Annotated in this window: 15 protein-coding genes; 7 read left to right on the forward strand and 8 right to left on the reverse strand. The window is 74.6% G+C overall.

What is annotated here, in order from left to right; translation table 11 throughout:
• Nucleotides 1–6: 6 nt before the first annotated feature.
• The 3 genes from ACPPVO_RS39555 to ACPPVO_RS39565 are packed head-to-tail and all read left to right on the forward strand — an operon-like array spanning nucleotide 7 to nucleotide 2,485.
• Nucleotides 7–1,962 (forward strand): DUF6493 family protein, encoded by a 1,956-nt coding sequence (locus ACPPVO_RS39555; protein WP_426503689.1) that lies wholly within the window; start codon nucleotides 7–9, stop codon nucleotides 1,960–1,962.
• On the forward strand, nucleotides 1,959–2,333 hold the full coding sequence (locus tag ACPPVO_RS39560) for a hypothetical protein (protein ID WP_426503690.1): 375 nt from the start codon (nucleotides 1,959–1,961) through the stop codon (nucleotides 2,331–2,333). Before ACPPVO_RS39555 ends, ACPPVO_RS39560 begins: the two co-directional genes overlap by 4 nt.
• Nucleotides 2,300–2,485: an SWIM zinc finger family protein gene (locus ACPPVO_RS39565; RefSeq protein WP_426503691.1), complete on the forward strand. Its 186-nt coding sequence runs from the start codon at nucleotides 2,300–2,302 to the stop codon at nucleotides 2,483–2,485. The genes ACPPVO_RS39560 and ACPPVO_RS39565 overlap by 34 nt, the downstream gene beginning before the upstream one ends.
• On the opposite strand, the gene ACPPVO_RS39570 is transcribed toward ACPPVO_RS39565, so the two are convergent.
• The 3 genes from ACPPVO_RS39570 to ACPPVO_RS39580 form a co-directional block, all read right to left on the reverse strand.
• Nucleotides 2,482–2,958 (reverse strand): hypothetical protein, encoded by a 477-nt coding sequence (locus ACPPVO_RS39570; protein ID WP_426503692.1) that lies wholly within the window; start codon nucleotides 2,956–2,958, stop codon nucleotides 2,482–2,484. The genes ACPPVO_RS39565 and ACPPVO_RS39570 overlap by 4 nt on opposite strands.
• A gap of 118 nt (nucleotides 2,959–3,076) precedes the next feature.
• Complete coding sequence (locus ACPPVO_RS39575) at nucleotides 3,077–4,099, reverse strand: FAD-dependent oxidoreductase (RefSeq protein WP_426503693.1); 1,023 nt, start codon at nucleotides 4,097–4,099, stop codon at nucleotides 3,077–3,079.
• A 51-nt stretch (nucleotides 4,100–4,150) separates the two neighbouring features.
• Nucleotides 4,151–6,088, reverse strand: a complete 1,938-nt coding sequence (locus ACPPVO_RS39580; protein WP_426503694.1) for a hypothetical protein — start codon at nucleotides 6,086–6,088, stop codon at nucleotides 4,151–4,153.
• Nucleotides 6,089–6,267: 179 nt separating this feature from the next.
• On the opposite strand from ACPPVO_RS39580, the gene ACPPVO_RS39585 reads away from it, so the two are divergent.
• The 4 genes from ACPPVO_RS39585 to ACPPVO_RS39600 are packed head-to-tail and all read left to right on the forward strand — an operon-like array spanning nucleotide 6,268 to nucleotide 10,225.
• Nucleotides 6,268–7,236, forward strand: coding sequence for a phosphotransferase family protein (locus ACPPVO_RS39585; protein WP_426503695.1), 969 nt, complete (start codon nucleotides 6,268–6,270; stop codon nucleotides 7,234–7,236).
• Nucleotides 7,237–7,283: 47 nt separating this feature from the next.
• Nucleotides 7,284–9,053: a PAS domain-containing protein gene (locus ACPPVO_RS39590; RefSeq protein WP_426503696.1), complete on the forward strand. Its 1,770-nt coding sequence runs from the start codon at nucleotides 7,284–7,286 to the stop codon at nucleotides 9,051–9,053.
• Nucleotides 9,031–9,603 carry a GNAT family N-acetyltransferase gene (locus ACPPVO_RS39595; RefSeq protein WP_426503697.1) on the forward strand — a complete coding sequence of 191 codons (573 nt, stop codon included), beginning with the start codon at nucleotides 9,031–9,033 and terminating at the stop codon, nucleotides 9,601–9,603. The genes ACPPVO_RS39590 and ACPPVO_RS39595 overlap by 23 nt, the downstream gene beginning before the upstream one ends.
• A 52-nt stretch (nucleotides 9,604–9,655) precedes the next feature.
• The gene (locus tag ACPPVO_RS39600) at nucleotides 9,656–10,225 is read left to right on the forward strand and encodes a class I SAM-dependent methyltransferase (RefSeq protein WP_426503698.1); all 570 of its coding nucleotides are present in this window, start codon (nucleotides 9,656–9,658) and stop codon (nucleotides 10,223–10,225) included.
• Here ACPPVO_RS39600 and ACPPVO_RS39605 read toward each other — a convergent pair.
• The 5 genes from ACPPVO_RS39605 to ACPPVO_RS39625 are packed head-to-tail and all read right to left on the reverse strand — an operon-like array spanning nucleotide 10,209 to nucleotide 15,198.
• The gene (locus ACPPVO_RS39605) at nucleotides 10,209–10,649 is read right to left on the reverse strand and encodes a universal stress protein (protein WP_426503700.1); all 441 of its coding nucleotides are present in this window, start codon (nucleotides 10,647–10,649) and stop codon (nucleotides 10,209–10,211) included. The genes ACPPVO_RS39600 and ACPPVO_RS39605 overlap by 17 nt on opposite strands.
• A 17-nt stretch (nucleotides 10,650–10,666) precedes the next feature.
• Nucleotides 10,667–11,197, reverse strand: coding sequence for an MgtC/SapB family protein (locus tag ACPPVO_RS39610; protein ID WP_426503701.1), 531 nt, complete (start codon nucleotides 11,195–11,197; stop codon nucleotides 10,667–10,669).
• A 16-nt stretch (nucleotides 11,198–11,213) separates the two neighbouring features.
• Nucleotides 11,214–11,612, reverse strand: a complete 399-nt coding sequence (locus tag ACPPVO_RS39615) for a GtrA family protein (RefSeq protein WP_426503702.1) — start codon at nucleotides 11,610–11,612, stop codon at nucleotides 11,214–11,216.
• Nucleotides 11,609–13,114, reverse strand: coding sequence for an ArnT family glycosyltransferase (locus ACPPVO_RS39620; RefSeq protein ID WP_426503703.1), 1,506 nt, complete (start codon nucleotides 13,112–13,114; stop codon nucleotides 11,609–11,611). The genes ACPPVO_RS39615 and ACPPVO_RS39620 overlap by 4 nt, the downstream gene beginning before the upstream one ends.
• Nucleotides 13,111–15,198 carry a glycosyltransferase family 2 protein gene (locus tag ACPPVO_RS39625; RefSeq protein ID WP_426503704.1) on the reverse strand — a complete coding sequence of 696 codons (2,088 nt, stop codon included), beginning with the start codon at nucleotides 15,196–15,198 and terminating at the stop codon, nucleotides 13,111–13,113. Before ACPPVO_RS39625 ends, ACPPVO_RS39620 begins: the two co-directional genes overlap by 4 nt.
• Nucleotides 15,199–15,203: the final 5 nt, after the last annotated feature.

Here is a 15,203-nt window from a genome sequence, read left to right on the forward strand (position 1 = left end):
TCCAACGTGGACAAGTACAGCCATCCGGACGCGACCTGGCACGCGTGCCTGCGCACCCTGGCCGGGGACGGCACCCTGCCCCGCGACCGGCTCCTGGACGCCTGCCTGCGCGCGCTGGCGCGGGACTTCGGCGCGTACCGGGCGGGCTTCTTCTCGCAGCTGTACACCGCGCTGTCGCCCGGGCCGGCCGAGCTCGACCAGCCGCGGCTGCTGCGCCTGCTGGGCTCGGCGGTCCCCGCGACCGTCTCCTTCGCGGTGCGCCACCTGGCGGCCGTGGACAAGGCGGGCGGGCTGGACGACCGCGCGTTCGCCGACCACGCGGGGGCGGCGCTGACGGTACCGTCGAAGGCTCCGGCCCTGTCCGCCCTCGCGCTCCTGGACCGCATCCAGCGGCGCAGCCCGGCACTGGTCCCGGCGGTCACCGCGGCGCTCGCCCTCGGGCTGGAGCACCGGCACCGCGACGTGCAACAGCGGGCGCTGGCGCTGCTGCGGTCGCTGGGCGCCCGGGCCGAGGTCGCCGAGCGCATGGATCTGCCGGAGCCGACGGTGGCCCGCGAGGCGGCCGCGTGGCTCGACCTGGCGGCCTCCACTGTGGACTCGCGGCCGGCCGCCGCGCCCGCAACGGCCCCGCCGGCCGGGCGGCCCGCGGACCGGTCGGCCGACGAGCGGCTGGCGGCGCTGCTGGCCGGGGCGACGGAGCCCGCCGAGATCGAGCGCTTCCTCGCCGCCGTGGCCGCCGGGAACGTCACCAGCGACCTGGCCGGACCGGCGCGGCGGGTGCTGCGCCGCGGCGACACGTGGTCGCTGCGGCACAACGTCGCCGCCCTGGTGCTCGGCGCGCCCCTCGGGGTGCGCGGCGACCTCCTCGCCGGGCGGCTCGCCGAGGTCCACGCGATCGCGGCCGGCCGGGCCGCCCCGCGCACGCTGCTGGCCACCCCCACCGATGCGTCCGGCCGGCTCGACCCGGCCGCGCTCGTGGCCCGCCTGACCGCGGCCGCGGAGCCGCTCCACCACGACCTCGTGGCCGCCCTCCTGCGCATCCACCCCGACGGCCGCGCCGAGGCGTTGCGCGCCGCGGCCGGGCTGCCGGGCGAGACCGGGGCCGCGGTGCGGTACGCGCTCGGCGGCCCGCCCGCCCCGATCGGCGACCCGGCGCTGTGGATCGCCGCGGCCCGCGCCCGGGCGCCGCTGGACGACGACCCGCACCTGCTCGCGGCCGGGCTCGGCGATCCGGGCGCGGGGCGGGCCGTGCGCATCCCGCTGCTGGTCACCGAGCACGAGCACCGGTACCAGGACGGCGGGCACACCCGCACCGTGCGATGGTGCCGGCCCGCCCTCGACCGGCGCCCCGGCCACGCCGACCGGCCCACGGTGCTCGCGGACCGCACCGCCCAGGGGCCCGACTGGGTGGCGTGGACGGCCCAGGTGTGGCCGCACGACGCCGAGGTGTTCTGCGGCGAGTCCCTCGAGGAGATGCTTGGCGCGGCCGGCACCGAACGCGCCTACTCGGCCTCGGCCGTCCTGGACGCGCTCGCCGTGCATCCGGGGCGGCTGGGACCGCTCGCGGCCGGGGTGCTCGCGGCCGGCCTGACCGCGGGCGAGCCCGGGCCCCGCACGCACGCCGCCGAGGCCTTCGCCGCGCTGCTGCCGTCCCGCCGCCTCGACCCCGCCCACCTCGCCGGAGCCATGGTGACCCTGGCCCGCCACGCGACCGCGAGCCGCTGGGCGTCGTCGCTGCGCGCCGCGGGCGCCCCCGGGGCCGTGGCCGGCGTGCTGTCCCGCGCCCTGCCCCGCCTCCCCCGCGACCACCCCGGCCTGCACGCCCTGCTGGCCACGCTGCACGAGGAGTCGGTCCGCGCCGGCGCCGCCCCGGACCCGGCGCTGCGCCCGTGGTTGGAGGACTTCACCGGCACGTCGAGCGCGGCGCGAACGGCCCGCGCCCTGCTGGCGGAGCGCGCATGAGCGAGGTCGAGCAGGTGTACCGCTACCGGCGGCCGTCCACCGTGGACGGTGACGGCCTGCGGCTGGCCACGAGCGGCGGCCCGGCCCCGCATCCGTACTTCTACCACGGCTTCGTCGCGCCCGCCGAGCCCGTCGCGGCCGCGCTGCTCGTCGTCGCGCGCATCGCCCGCACCCGGTTCTACACGCCGCCCGGCATGCTCGCCGCGGCGATCCGGGCGGCCGACCCCGTCGTGACCGCGGACGCAGGCGGGCACCTGCGGTTCGAGGCGCTGTCGGGGTCCCGTTCGAGCGCATCCTGCCGCTGGACGCGCTCGTCGACGTCGGCGGCCAGCCGCGGATGCGCGACGCCCGGGACCTGGTCGTGGAGCTGACCGCCGGGGGCGCCGCGGTCCACAGTGGAGGTACCCGGTACACCGTCCGGGACACGCCGGCCGGCGAGCGGTGCACATGCCAGTGGTTCGCCCGGCACGGCCTCAGCCGCGGGCCCTGCAAGCACATCCTGGCCGTGCGCCTCGCCGGTTAGGGGAGGTCGGCGGTCTCGCCGGTGGACTCGTCGGTGACGTGGACGCGGCGGCCGTCCGGCGGGCGGTGGCGCGGGGTGGACAGCACCTTGGCGAAACGCGTCACGCCGTTGTGCCACCAGGAGCCTTCGGGCAGGCCGAAGACGTTCGCGTCCAGGTCGGAGTGGACGGTCACGGTGAGGCCGTCGCGGCCGTGGTCCGAGGTCGTCTGCACGGTCGTGGCGCGCGACAGCTCGGTGTACCACATCTTGGCGCGGATGATATCGGCCACGGGCCGGCGGCCGGCGGCCGGCGGGGCCTCGACGGTCGCGCCGCGCACGGTGGCCGTCAGCGCGCCGCCGCGGTGCAGGGTGACGTCCACGGCCGGGGTGCCGGGCGCGAGGCGCAGCAGGTCGGCGGCCGTCCACGCGGCGATGATGAGCGGCCAGTCGACGGCCGGGAAGGAGCCGAAGTACAGACCGGGGTTCGCCTTCACGGCGCCGGTCGCCGACCGTACCCGAGTGCGAAGGGCCGGTAACCCATTGTCAGCCACGGGGCAGACTTTTGCAGTCGCGCCCTTCGATGTCCAGACCCCCGGGCCCTGCCGTCGAGATTTAACACACCTCTAAGACGCTCAGGGCTTCGGCGAGTTCGTGCACGGCCGCCCGACCGGCGCGGTTGGCCCCGACCGTGCTCGCCGACGGGCCGTAGCCGACCAGATGGACCAGCGGCTCGCGCACCGCGCGGGTACCTTCCACGCGGATGCCGCCGCCCGGCTCGCGCAGGTGCAGGGGCGCCAGGTGCGACAGGGCCGCCCGGAAGCCGGTGGCCCAGACGATCGCGTCGAAGGGCTCGAACCGCGAGCCCCACACGGCGCCGCCGGGGACGAGCCGGTCGAACATCGGGTGCCGCACGAGCGCGCCGCGGACCCGGGCCTCCCGCGCCAGGGCGGTCCAGCCGAGGCCGGTCACGCTCACGACGCTGCGCGGCGGCAGGCCGGCCGACACGCGCTCGGCGACCCGAGCCACCACGTCGCGGCCGTGGTCCTCGGTGAACTCGCCGTCGTGGAAGACCGGCTCGCGGCGGGTCGCCCAGAACGCGCCCGGCAGCTCCGCGAGGAGGTGGATCGCGGAGGCGCCGCCGCCGACGACGAGCACGCGCCGGCCGGCGAACTCCTCCGGGCCGCGGTAGGCGGCGTAGTGCAGCTGGCGGCCGGCGAAGTCGGCGATGCCCGGGTAGTACGGAATGTACGGCGCGGTCCAGGTCCCGGTCGCGTTGATGACCGCGCGGGCGGTCCAGGAGCCCGTCGGGGCGTCGACCCGGAAGCCGCCGCCGGCCCGCGCGACCGAGGTCACCGCGACCGGGCGCCGCACCGGCAGGTCGAACGCGGCCTCGTACTCGCGGAAGTACGCCGGCACGACCGTCGCCGCCGAGCCCGCCGGCGGGGGCGTGAACGGGCGCCCGGGCAGGTCGAAGATGCGGTGCAGCGACCCGGCCCCGAGCGACGGCGAGCGGTGCTGCCACGCCCCGCCCGGGCCCGGGTCGGCGTCGAGCACCACGAAGGACAGGCCGCGCCGCCGCAGCCAGTAGGCGGCCGACAGCCCGGCCTGTCCCGCGCCGATCACCACCACGTCCACGGCGGGTAGAACCCCGCCGCGGACGCGGATCATGCCCGGTGGTGACCGGTCTTACTTGGCCTTGCCCTTCACCAGCGCCCAGGCGGTGGTGTTCAGCGTGTCCTCGGTGCCGACCAGGCCCTCGTCCGGCGTGTACTCGTCGTCGCCGAAGTCGTAGTCGAAGTCGTCCGCGGTGCCGCCGACGTTGTCCGGCCCGACGCCGAACAGGCCCGGGAACGCGCCGCCGGCGTCCATGAGGTTGGGCGTGTCGTTGAGCGGGTCGGTGTGGAAGTTGCCGTACAGGTGCCCGGCCTCGTGCGAGATGACGTTGCCGAGCGCCCGGCCGATGAACTTGATCTTGTTGCTGGCCGGGGTGATGTACGTGTTCAGCGACGCGCTGCCGCCCGGGTCGGACAGCGTGTCGAGCAGCACGATCGCGCTGTCCTCGGTCGCGTAGTTGCCCGGGTCGATGAACTGCGCGATGCCGATCGTGTCGATGCCCGACTCGGCGACCGTGCCGCCGACGACGATGCGGTGCACGTTGGGCTGGCCGAACGGGTCGGGGTCGTCCCGGCTGTTGAGGATCTTCAGCCCGACGCGCGGGTCGGTGCCGCGGGCCTTGGCGTCGGCCAGGATGTTCTCCCGTACCGCGGCGATGACCCCGTCGATCACCTTGTCCTCGTCGGCGGCGCTGAGCCCCCACCGGCCGAGGAAGCCCTGCAGCGGGCTGAGCTGGCGCACCCCGGGGCCGCCGAAGATGGCGGTGTTGATCCGGGCGCCGTCGAAGTCCAGGTAGAGCGTCTGGGTGACGCCCTGGTCCAGGGCTTCGGGGCCGGGCCGGTAGGCCTCGACGGTGATGTCGTACTGCCCGGCGGTCCCGCCGACCTCGATGGTGTACCGGCCGTCGCGCGGCGCCACGTAGGACACGACCGCGTTGCCACCGCCCGGCAGCGGCGAGGCGGGCGCGTAGATGAAGCTGGCGTCCTGCTCCGAGCCGAAGACGATCTTGCCGCCCGGCTCGCGGACGGTCAGGCGGGTGCCGACGCCGGTGACCGAGCCGCCGAGCACGTCGCCGGCGACCAGGTCCACGGCGTAGAAGTCGAGGTCCGGGTACGCGAGGGAGACGTCGAGGCCGTACGCGCCCTCCCGGCCGGCACCCAGGCCGCTGCCGGAGTCGAACGGGTCGGCCGGGAACACGGTGCCGAGCCCGTACCCGGCGATCATCAGGAAGTAGTCGCCGGTCGCGGGGATCGTGAAGTTGAGCAGGCTCAGCAGGCCGGGGCCGCCGTCGTCGTCGGCGGCGACGATCTCGCCGGTCGCGTCGTACAGGCCGATGACGGTGTCCGTCGTGCCCGAGGTGCCGGCGCTGAGCTGCTGGCCGGCGCGGCCGTGGACCTTGATGAAGTCGAAGTCGCCGCTGCCGTCGCCGGTGGTGCCGTGCGGGCCGTCGCCGATGGTGCCGGTGGTGGTGAACGCGTTGCGGTTGGCGCCGAGGCCGAACTCGTACGCGAGCGTGATCGAGCCGTCGTCCTCCGCGGCCGGGTTGAGCGCCGACGGGCTTACCGCCTCGGGCGAGAGCTGGCCGAGGACGCGGACGCGGTTGTTGAGCTTCTTTCCGGTGCCGAAGCCCTTGATGAGCTCGGCGGTGGCGTACGAGTCGTTGGCGCCGTAGAAGCCCTTCGGCTCGGCCTCGTCATGGATGATCGGGTTGGCCGCCGCGAGCTTGTTCTGCGCCTGCTTCTGCTGGGCGCGGGACTTCGCCGCGGCCTTGGCCTGCTCCGACCAGTAGTACTTGTCGACCTTGCCCGGGTCTTTCAGCAGGGCGGTGTAGGGGTTCGCGGCCCCGGTCGCCGCCAGCTTGCCGGATGCGGTCTGCTTCGGGACCACCTGGATGCCGGCGGCGAGCTGCCGCTGGATCCCCGCCTGGAGGTCACCGTGCGGCGACGTGGGTGTCGCGGCCGCCGGCGCCTGTGCGACGACCGCCGCGCCCCCGGCGATCAGGCCGGTCACAGCGATCCTCGCGAGCCATTTCCTCACTTGGCCTCCCCATTGAGTCAGGCTGATTCGTGCACGCTACGACCAGCAAGGTCATTGGCACCACCCTTTCTTTGTTACTAATCTCGATCAATACATAATGGGATCTTGCAACCGACAGTCGTCAATGTAACCACGGCCGGTAAGGTGGACCGGTGTCCGCCGTCATCAGCCCGACCCAGCGGCAGCTGACCGCCGGGGCCGTCGCGGCCCTGCTGCGCGAGCGCTTCGGCCGCATCGCCGTCCACTGTGGACCGCTGTCCGGCGGCACCTTCGCCGCCGTGTGGTCGGCCACCCTCGACGACGGCACCGAGGCCGTGGTGAAGATCGGCCCGCCGCCGGGCGTGCCGCTGCTGCGCTACGAGCGCGGGGTCATCGCCGCCGAGGCGCGCTACTACCGCCTGGCCGGCGCCGCGCCCGGAGTGCCGGTGCCGCCGGTGCTCGCCGCCGACGAGGACCTGGTCCTGGTCGGGCGGCTGCCCGGACAGCCGCTGACGGAGCTGGCGCAGGAGCCGCAAGCCGATGCATCGGTACGCCGTCAGCTCGGCACGGCACTGCGGCGCCTGCACACAGTGACGGGCGACCGGTTCGGTTACGACGGCGCGGGCCGGGCGAGCGGCGCCACCTGGCCCGAGGCGTTCGCGGCGATGACCGCCGACCTGCTCGCCGACGGCCGCGACTGGGGGGTGGCGCTGCCGGTGCCCGAGCCCGAGATCATCGCGGCGATCCAGCGGCACGCCGGGGCGCTGGGCGAGGTGCGGGTGCCGAGCCTCGTGCACTTCGACCTGTGGGACGGCAACGTGCTCACCGACGGCGGGCGGCTCACCGGGCTCGTCGACGGCGAGCGGTACTTCTGGGGCGACCCGCTCTACGACTTCGTCTCCCCGGCGATCGGGCGGCGCATCGAGGACGAGCCGTCGCACCCGGTCCTGGAGGGGTACTACGGGCAGGTACCGCACCGGTTAACGGATTCGCAACGGGTCAGGCTCATGCTGTACCGGATCCAGTTCTGTCTTCTGCTGCTGATCGAGATGCCGAGCCGGGCCATGGTGGGCGAGACCGAGCGGGAGCGCCGGGAATGGGTCACCCCCTGGTTGCTGACCGACCTGCGGGAGCTGAGTTGATCAATCACGATGTGGTATAGATGGGGTCACCTACGGTAAGGATGTCGATGGGTGTGCTGAGCGGAAGGCGGCTCCTGACCGGCTACTGCGCGCTCATGGCGGCACTGGCCCTGGTCCTGCTCGTGCGGCCGGCCCTGGCCTCCGTCGTCTGGGCGGCGATCGGCCTCGCCTCGGCCGGCGCGATCGTCACCGGCGTCGTGCGCGCCCGTCCGCCGCGGTCCGGCCCCTGGTGGGCGCTGGCCGCCGCCCTGATCGCGATGATGGCCGGCGACTTCGTCTACGGCCTGTCCCCCGACGATCCGCCCGCGCTCGCCGAGGTCTTCTACCTCGCGATGTTCCCGCTGGTCGCGCTCGCCCTGGTCGGCCTGACCCGCTCCGGCCGCTTCCTCGACGACCGCTCCCGCCTGCTCGACCTGCTCGCGCTCGGCACCGCCGCGCTGCTGGCGGGCTGGGTGTTCATCGCCTCGCCGCACCTCGCCGGCGGGATGGGCCCGGCCGACTGGTCGACCCAGGCCGCGTTCACGCTCGGTGACGTGATCGTCCTCGTCGTGACGGTCCGGCTCGTCACCGCGGCGCCGCGCAACCCGTCGGCGATCCTGCTCGCCGTCGGGGCGGTCGGCATGCTGCTCGGCGACGTGATCTACGGGGCCGGCCAGGCCGACGACGACCCGATCCGCCCCGGCGGGCCGGCCGACTTCGCCTACGTGCTGCTGTACGCCGCGTGGGGCGCCGCCGCGCTCATCCCGTCGATGACCCGGCTCACCGCCCCGCCGGACGGCCCGATCCGCACCGCCCGCGAGCCCGCCGGCGGCCTCGGCCTGGCCCTGCTGCTGGCCTGCGTCGCGTTCGCCCCGCTCGTGCTCCTGGTGCAGGCCCTGACCGGCGGCGTGCACGACGGGCCGATGATCGCCGTGACCTCGGGCGTCACGCTGGTGCTGCTCGTCGTGCGGCTCAGCGACGCGGTACACAAGCACGCCAGCGCCCTGCGCCGCGAGCGTGCGCTGCGCGAGACCGGCACCGTGCTCGTCAGCGCCGCCGACGCCGGCCAGGTCGCGGCCGCGGTCAAGGCGGCCGTCGCCACCCTCCTGCCCGGCGAGACGCCGCACGCGATCGTCGTCGACTTCAGCCTCACCGACCTGCTGCCGATGGGCGAGCTGTCCGCGCCGCGCATCGAGCCCGTCGCCGACATCCCGCCGCTGTGGGGCGCGAAGCTCTCCGAGTGGGACCACGTGCTGGTCTGCCCCCTCGACGCCGGCGTGCTCTACGTGGCCGGCCGCCGCCGCGACCTGGTCACCGCGATCGACGCGGTCTCCGTGGTCGCCGGGCAGGCGGCCCTGGCCCTGGCCCGCATCGGCCTGACCGACGCGGCCAGCCGCCGCGACAGCGACGACTACCTGCGCGCCGTCACCGAGCACGGCGGCGACGTCGTGCTCGTCCTCGACGACGACCAGCGCATCCGGTACACCAGCCCGTCGGTCGCGGAGGTGCTCGGCATCTGGCCCACGCCGTTCGCGACCCTGCGCGAGATCGTCGCCCCCGAGGACCGCGAGCAGGTCGCCCGCACCGTCGAGCGCGCCCGCGACGGGGACCGCGACGGCACCCAGGACCAGTGGAGCCTGCTGCGCCCCGACGGCCGCCGCGTCCTGCTCGAGGTCGTCTTCCGCGACCTGCGCGACGACCGCCTGGTCCGCGGCATGGTCGTCACCCTGCGCGACGTCACCGAGGACCGCCGCGCCGAGCACGACGTGCTGCGCCGCGCGTTCACCGACACCCCGGCCGCCCAGAACCGTGACAGTGCCTCCCGCAAGTTCCGCTGATCCTCCCGCAAGTTCCACCCAGGTCCGCTGGGAGACCGGGCTGACGCCCGGCGACCACGCGGCCCTGTCGGCCCTGCTGCGCGCCGCGTTCCCCGGCCCGGAGTTCGAGCCCGACCGCTCCTGGCCGGCGTCGTGGGCGCGCAAGGAGGTCCGCGTCTGGCTCGAGGTGTCCGGCGCGCCGGTCGCGCACCTGGGCTTCGAGCGCCGCCTGGCCGGCACCCCCACCGGCGACGTGCTCCTCGCCGGGGTCGGGGACGTGGCCGTCTCCCCGTCGCACCAGGGCCGCGGCCTGGGCGCCGCGCTGATGCGGGCCCTGGCGGACGTGCTGCCGGACGCGGCCGACTTCGGCTTCCTGCAGTGCCGCGAGGAGGTCGCCGGGTTCTACGCCTCGACCGGCTGGACCCGCGTGGACAACCCGACCCGGTTCGTGGACGTGCGCGACGCCCGCTCGGTCCGCGAGGGCGTCTTCCCCACCTTCGTGCGTCCCGGCCGCCGCCCGCTGTCCGGCTGGCCCGCGGGCCTCATCGACCTGCGCGGCCTGCCGTGGTGAGGCCCGTGGGCGCTGCGCCGCCGGGCCGCGACGAGCCGGTGCGCGGCCGGCCGTGGTGACGCCCCTGATCGCGGCCGCCCAGGCCCTGGGCTTTGCCCGGTCGTGCCGGGACGAGCACGGCGAGCTGCTGCGCGTCCTGGCCCGCGGCGTCGGTGCCGGCGTCATCGGCGAGACGGGGACCGGCTCCGGCGTGGGCCTGGCCTGGCTGGCCGCCGGCGCCGCCCAGGGCGCGCGCCTGGTGAGCATCGAGCGCGACCCGGCCCGGGCCGCCGCGGCGGCCGAGCTGTTCGCCGAGGACGCCCGGGTCGAGGTGCGGCACGGCGACTGGCGCGAGCTGCACGCCCACGGCCCGTTCGACCTGCTGGTGCTGGACGGCGGCGGCCAGGGCAAGGGCACGGACCCGCCGCTGGACCCGGCGGCCTGGCTGCGCCCGGGCGGCCTCATCGTCATGGACGACTTCACCCCGTGCACGACGTGGCCCCCGACCTACGAGGGCCGCGTGGACGAGGCGCGGCGGTACTGGCTGACCCACCCGGACCTGCTCGCGACCCAGGTGAACGTGGCCCCCGACGCGGCGACCCTGCTCGCGACCTACCTGCCCGGCCTCAGGGCACCACGGTGACCGGCCAGCGGCCCGACTTCACCAGGCGGACCGCGAGCGAGCCGACGAAGCGGTGCCCGAAGCGGCGGCTGGCGCCCACCACGACCGCGTCGGCGCGCAGCTCCATCGCGACGCGCACGAGCTCCTGGTAGGGGTCGCCGCGCACGGCCACGAAGTCGGTCGTCACGCCGGTGTGCAGGGCGCCCTCGTGCACCTGGCGGCGCATGTCCTCGATCGACTCGGAGATCGCCTGCTCGACGGCGCCCGCGGCTTCGGCGACCAGGCGGCTCGCGGCCGGGGCGCCGGTCACGTAGACGACGACCAGGCGGGCCCGCTGGCGCCGGGCGAGCCCGGCGGCGTACGCACCGGCGCGCATGGAAGTGTCCGAGCCGTCGACACCGACGACGATGACCTTCGGGCCGTCGGTACCGAGTTCGAACTGCACGGGAACAGGATGCCGTATCAGTCCGGATTCCGCCGGGGAGGGTGGGGCTCGTCGTCGCTGGCGAAGCGGTCGGCGTAGCGGCCCGCGTCGAGGCGGCGCAGGAACGGGATGTACCGCAGCTCCAGCGTCAGCAGTACCAGCGCCGTGGCCCCGGTCGCCACGACGACCAGGCCCTCCCCCGCGCACGCCCCGATGACCGCGGCGACGAGGATCGTCGCGGCCGTCGTCACGCCGTGCAGGGTGGCGAGCTGGCTCTGGCTGCGGGTGCCCTTCGACGCCGGCGCGATCGGGTCCTGGGTCGTCGCCTGGGGCCGGTTCTGCCGGAACAGCAGCCCCGCCCCGATGAACCCGACGCCGGTGATCGCCCCGGCGAGCGCGGTCGGCGCGTTGAGCTGGGCGAGCAGGCCGATGACGCCGCCGGCGATGCCGACGAGGGCGAAGGTCCGGTCCCCGGCCGTCGACCCGCGCAGCTCCCGCTCGTAGCCGAGCGTGAAGGTCAGCCCGAACGCCACCGCCAGGCGCCCGACGAGTACGAGCTCATGTACCACGCCGGAAGCATAGGGGTCAGGCCGGCTCGGGTGGACGGTAGATGAAGCGGTCGGTCAGCGTGAAGCGCAGCGCGAACGCCGCGACCAGGGTGGCCAGGTTCGCCCCGACCTCGTCGACGTGCAGCGAGCCCACCAGCAGGGTCAGCAGCGGCAGGCGCACGGCCAGGTCGAGGTTGTTCAGCACGGCGAAGCGGGTCAGGCGCACCCACCAGGGGCGGGCGGTGCGGCGTTTCCGGTACACCAGCGTGTCGACCAGGACGAAGTTCCACGCGATGGCCACCTCCGTCGCCGCGACCGCGGCCGCGACGTAGTGCACGCCGAGGCGGTTCGACAGCAGCCACATGACCGCCAGGTTCGGCAGGACGCCCGAGGCCCCCGCGGCGCCGAAGCCGGCCAGGCGCAGCAGGCGGTTCACCGGCGCACCTTCCGGACCTCGATCTCGCCGAAGCGCTCGACCACGTCCGAGCCCGCGAGGCCTGCGCGCAGGGTCGGCAGGGACGCGAGGGTGCTGTCGGCCTGGCCGGCCATCACCACGTAGTCGATGCTCGCGGCGCCGGCCGGGAGCACCTCGGCCATCACCTCCGGGTCGGTGTCGACCTTCCACAGCCAGACCGGTTTCGTGAACCCGGCGAGCTTGAGGTCGAGCCAGATGTAGTCGTCGGTGACCACGACCGAGTCGCGGGGGACGTGGTCGACGACCCACCGGGTGGCCGCGCGGGAGTCGGCGCTGCCGTCGACGTGGGACTGGGCGATCATCGTCGAGGTCCACGCGGGGACGACGAGGACCGCGGCCACGAGCGCGGCCGCGGCCGCCGGGAGGTACCGGCGCCAGGACGGCAGCCACGCCCACAGCTCGTCGCCGGCGCCGGCGACGAGCAGAGCCGCGAACGGGAGCATGGCGATGACGTAGGCGAAGGGCAGGTAGCCGCCCCGGCACATCATCGCGACCTGGATGAGCAGCGCCAGGGCGATCGGGCGCAGGCGCGGCACGAACCAGGCGGCCGACACCAGCAGTACACCCGGAACGATCAGCCACGGGTCGAGGTCCACCCAGGAGTGGGCCAGGCCGTAGGTGCCCGACGAAGGGTCGAGGAGGCTGCCGCTGCCCGCGCGGCCGAACACCTGCCACCACAGCGCCCAGCCCAGGCTCACGTGCCCTTCGCCGGGCACGAGCTCGTTCTTGAGCAGGGCGAAGACCGGGTACGCGGCGACGAGCACGGCGAACGTGACGCCGAAGACGCCCAGGTTCCACGGGCGGGTGCGGCGGTCGGTGTGCCGCACGAGCAGCCAGACCAGCGCCGGGAGCAGGATGACGATCGTCTCCTTGCACAGCACGGCGCCGGCGAGCCACACCGCGCTCCACAGGGCCGCGCCGACGCTGCGCCGCGGGGAGGCGGCGGCGGCCAGGGCGGCCAGCATGAACATGGTGGCCAGGTTGTCCAGGAACACCATGCGGTGGAAGTACACGGCGAGCGGGCTCAGCGCGAACAGGGCGACGGCGACCGCCGACCAGCCGCGGTTGAACCGCAGGCGCCGGGCCAGCAGCCACAGCAGGGCGCAGCTGACCAGCGCGGCGATGAGCATGACCTCGCGGCCGACCATGACGCCGCTGGGCGCGCGGTCGAAGCCGTCGGTGAGGCCGGCGTACCCGGCGATGATCGCCCAGCCGAGGAACGGGTGGTCGTACCAGTACGTGTAGTGGGCCAGGGCGCCGTGGTCGAGCATCGCCCAGGCCTGGTCGACGTAGGTGCCCTCGTCGTCGTTGATCCGGCCCGGCCAGCCGTGCAGGTTCCAGCCGTTGACGAGCCCGGCGACGACGAGCAGCGGGGTGAGGATCCACCAGGAGCGGTACGAACGAACCGGCTTGACCGGCGCAGTTTCCGCAATGGGCGACGGGCGCTCGATGACCAGGGTCATGACGCCAGCACCGGCCGGTGGTGGCCGCCGTGGGCCGTCTTGTGCCAGGTCGTGTTCCCGTCGATGTGCTGCCAGACCGCCCAGAACGCGGCCCCCATCAGCACCCACTGGTACACCGGGGCGCCGGCGAGGAGGAAGGCGTAGTGCCGCCACAGCACCTTCTGCCGGTACGAGCGCGCGAACTCCCGCAGCCCCAGGAACTGGGTCGCGAGCGTGATGAGGATCGGCATGAACGGCGCGTACATCAGCATGGCCACGAACACGGGCACCTTGAGCCACACGATCGTCGCCACCGACAGCGGCAGCAGCAGCGCCGAGAACGCCTGCAGGAACGGGGTCGCCAGGATGTACCCGGCCAGCGCCCGCTGGCGCAGCGTCGGCAGCGTCGACCAGCGCCCCTCGAGCAGGATGCTCAGGAACCCCTGGTTCCAGCGCACCCGCTGCCAGAACAGCGAACCGGCCCGCCGGTTGCCGATCGTCTGCGGCACCTCCTCGCGCGTCGCGAGCTCGGGCTCGTAGGCGGCGACGACCCGCGCGCCGTACTTCGTGCACAGCAGCACCCCGAGCGCGCAGTCCTCCGTGAGGTTGTCCGGCCATCCGCCGGCCCGGTCCAGCAGCTCCCGGCGGATGAACACGGTGTTGCCGCCCAGCGGCACGAACCCGGTCCGCACCTGGTAGAACATGCGGCTGGTGAACCAGAAGAAGTACTCCATGACGTTGTGCACCTTGAACCAGTCCCGCGCCCGCGAGCCCAGCGTCATGAGCTGCACCCCGCCCTGCACCACGTCGGCGCCGGTGCGCCCCAGCAGGGTGTCGACCCGCGTGAGCAGCTGCGGGGCCACGTCGTCCTCGGCGTCGACGACGCCCACGACGGTACCGCGGCAGACCGCCAGGGCCGCGTTGAGCTGCCGCGGCTTGTTGGAGCGCTCGTAGGCGCGGATCACCGTGCGGACCCGGCCGTGCGGGTCGTCGTCCGCCTGGACCCGAGCGACCTCGGCGATGGTGGCGTCGTCGCCCTCGCACAGCGACACCAGGATCTCGTAGTCCGGGTGGTCCTGGCGGAGCAGGTGCCGCAGGGTCGCGGCGATGACCAGCTCCTCGTGCAGCGCCGGGACGATGATCGTGAAGCGCTCCTGGGCGGTGAGGCCGTCGCCCGAAGGCCAGCGCATCTGCTCGACGGCCTCGGGCGTGCGCCAGCCGTACAGCCGCCAGCGCACCTCGAGCGCGCCGACGACGGTGTTGTAGAGGGCGACGGCGGTCACGAGCAGCGCCAGCACCGCGGCCCCGGACAGCGGGGCGCCGACCAGCCCGGCGGTGACCGCGGCGATGAACGCCAGGAACGTGCCCCACCGCGCGGCCGGGGTGGCGAACCAGGTCGCGGCCCGCAGCGCCGGGAGCTGCCGCAGGTACAGCAGGCCCTGTCCGAGGTCGCCCTTGCTCTCCCCGGCCAGCCGCGCCCCGAAGTCCAGCGGCAGCTCGGTGCGCCGCAGCCGCGGGTAGCGGGCCAGGATCTCCAGCAGGATCTTGAACCCGCGGGCCCGGAGCCGGTCCGGGTCGATCTTGTCCAGGCGCACCCCGAAGAACCCGGTCATCGGGTCGGTGACCCCGCGCAGCGCCACCGGGAACGCCACCCGCGCCAGCACCGTGCTGCCGGTGGACACCAGCCGCCGGACCGGGCCGTCGAGGCCGCCGCTGCTGCCACCCTCCCGGTAGCGGCTGGCCATCACGAGGTCGTGGTCGTCGAGCGCGGCCAGCAGCGCCGGCACCAGCTCCGGCGGGTGCTGCAGGTCGGCGTCCATGACCAGCACCTTCGTCGCGCTCGCGCGCCGGTAGCCGTCGGTGACCGCGCCGGCCAGCCCACCGGTCCGGTACGCGCCGCGGCGGTGGAAGACGCGCACGCTCAGCGACGCCGGCAGTTCGCGGGCCGCCCTTGCAACTGCCGCGACGGTAAGGTCATCGTCGCTGTCGTCCACGAAGAGCAGCTCGACGTCGGTGACGACCGCGGCGAGCCGCGCGATGAGCGGCCCGACGTTGTCCTCCTCGTGCCGGCAGGGAATGACGATCGTGGCCCTTGGGGTGGTCACGGGGG

It is taken from the genome of Dactylosporangium sp. McL0621 (assembly GCF_049995355.1).
Classification (GTDB): Bacteria; Actinomycetota; Actinomycetes; order Mycobacteriales; family Micromonosporaceae; genus Dactylosporangium.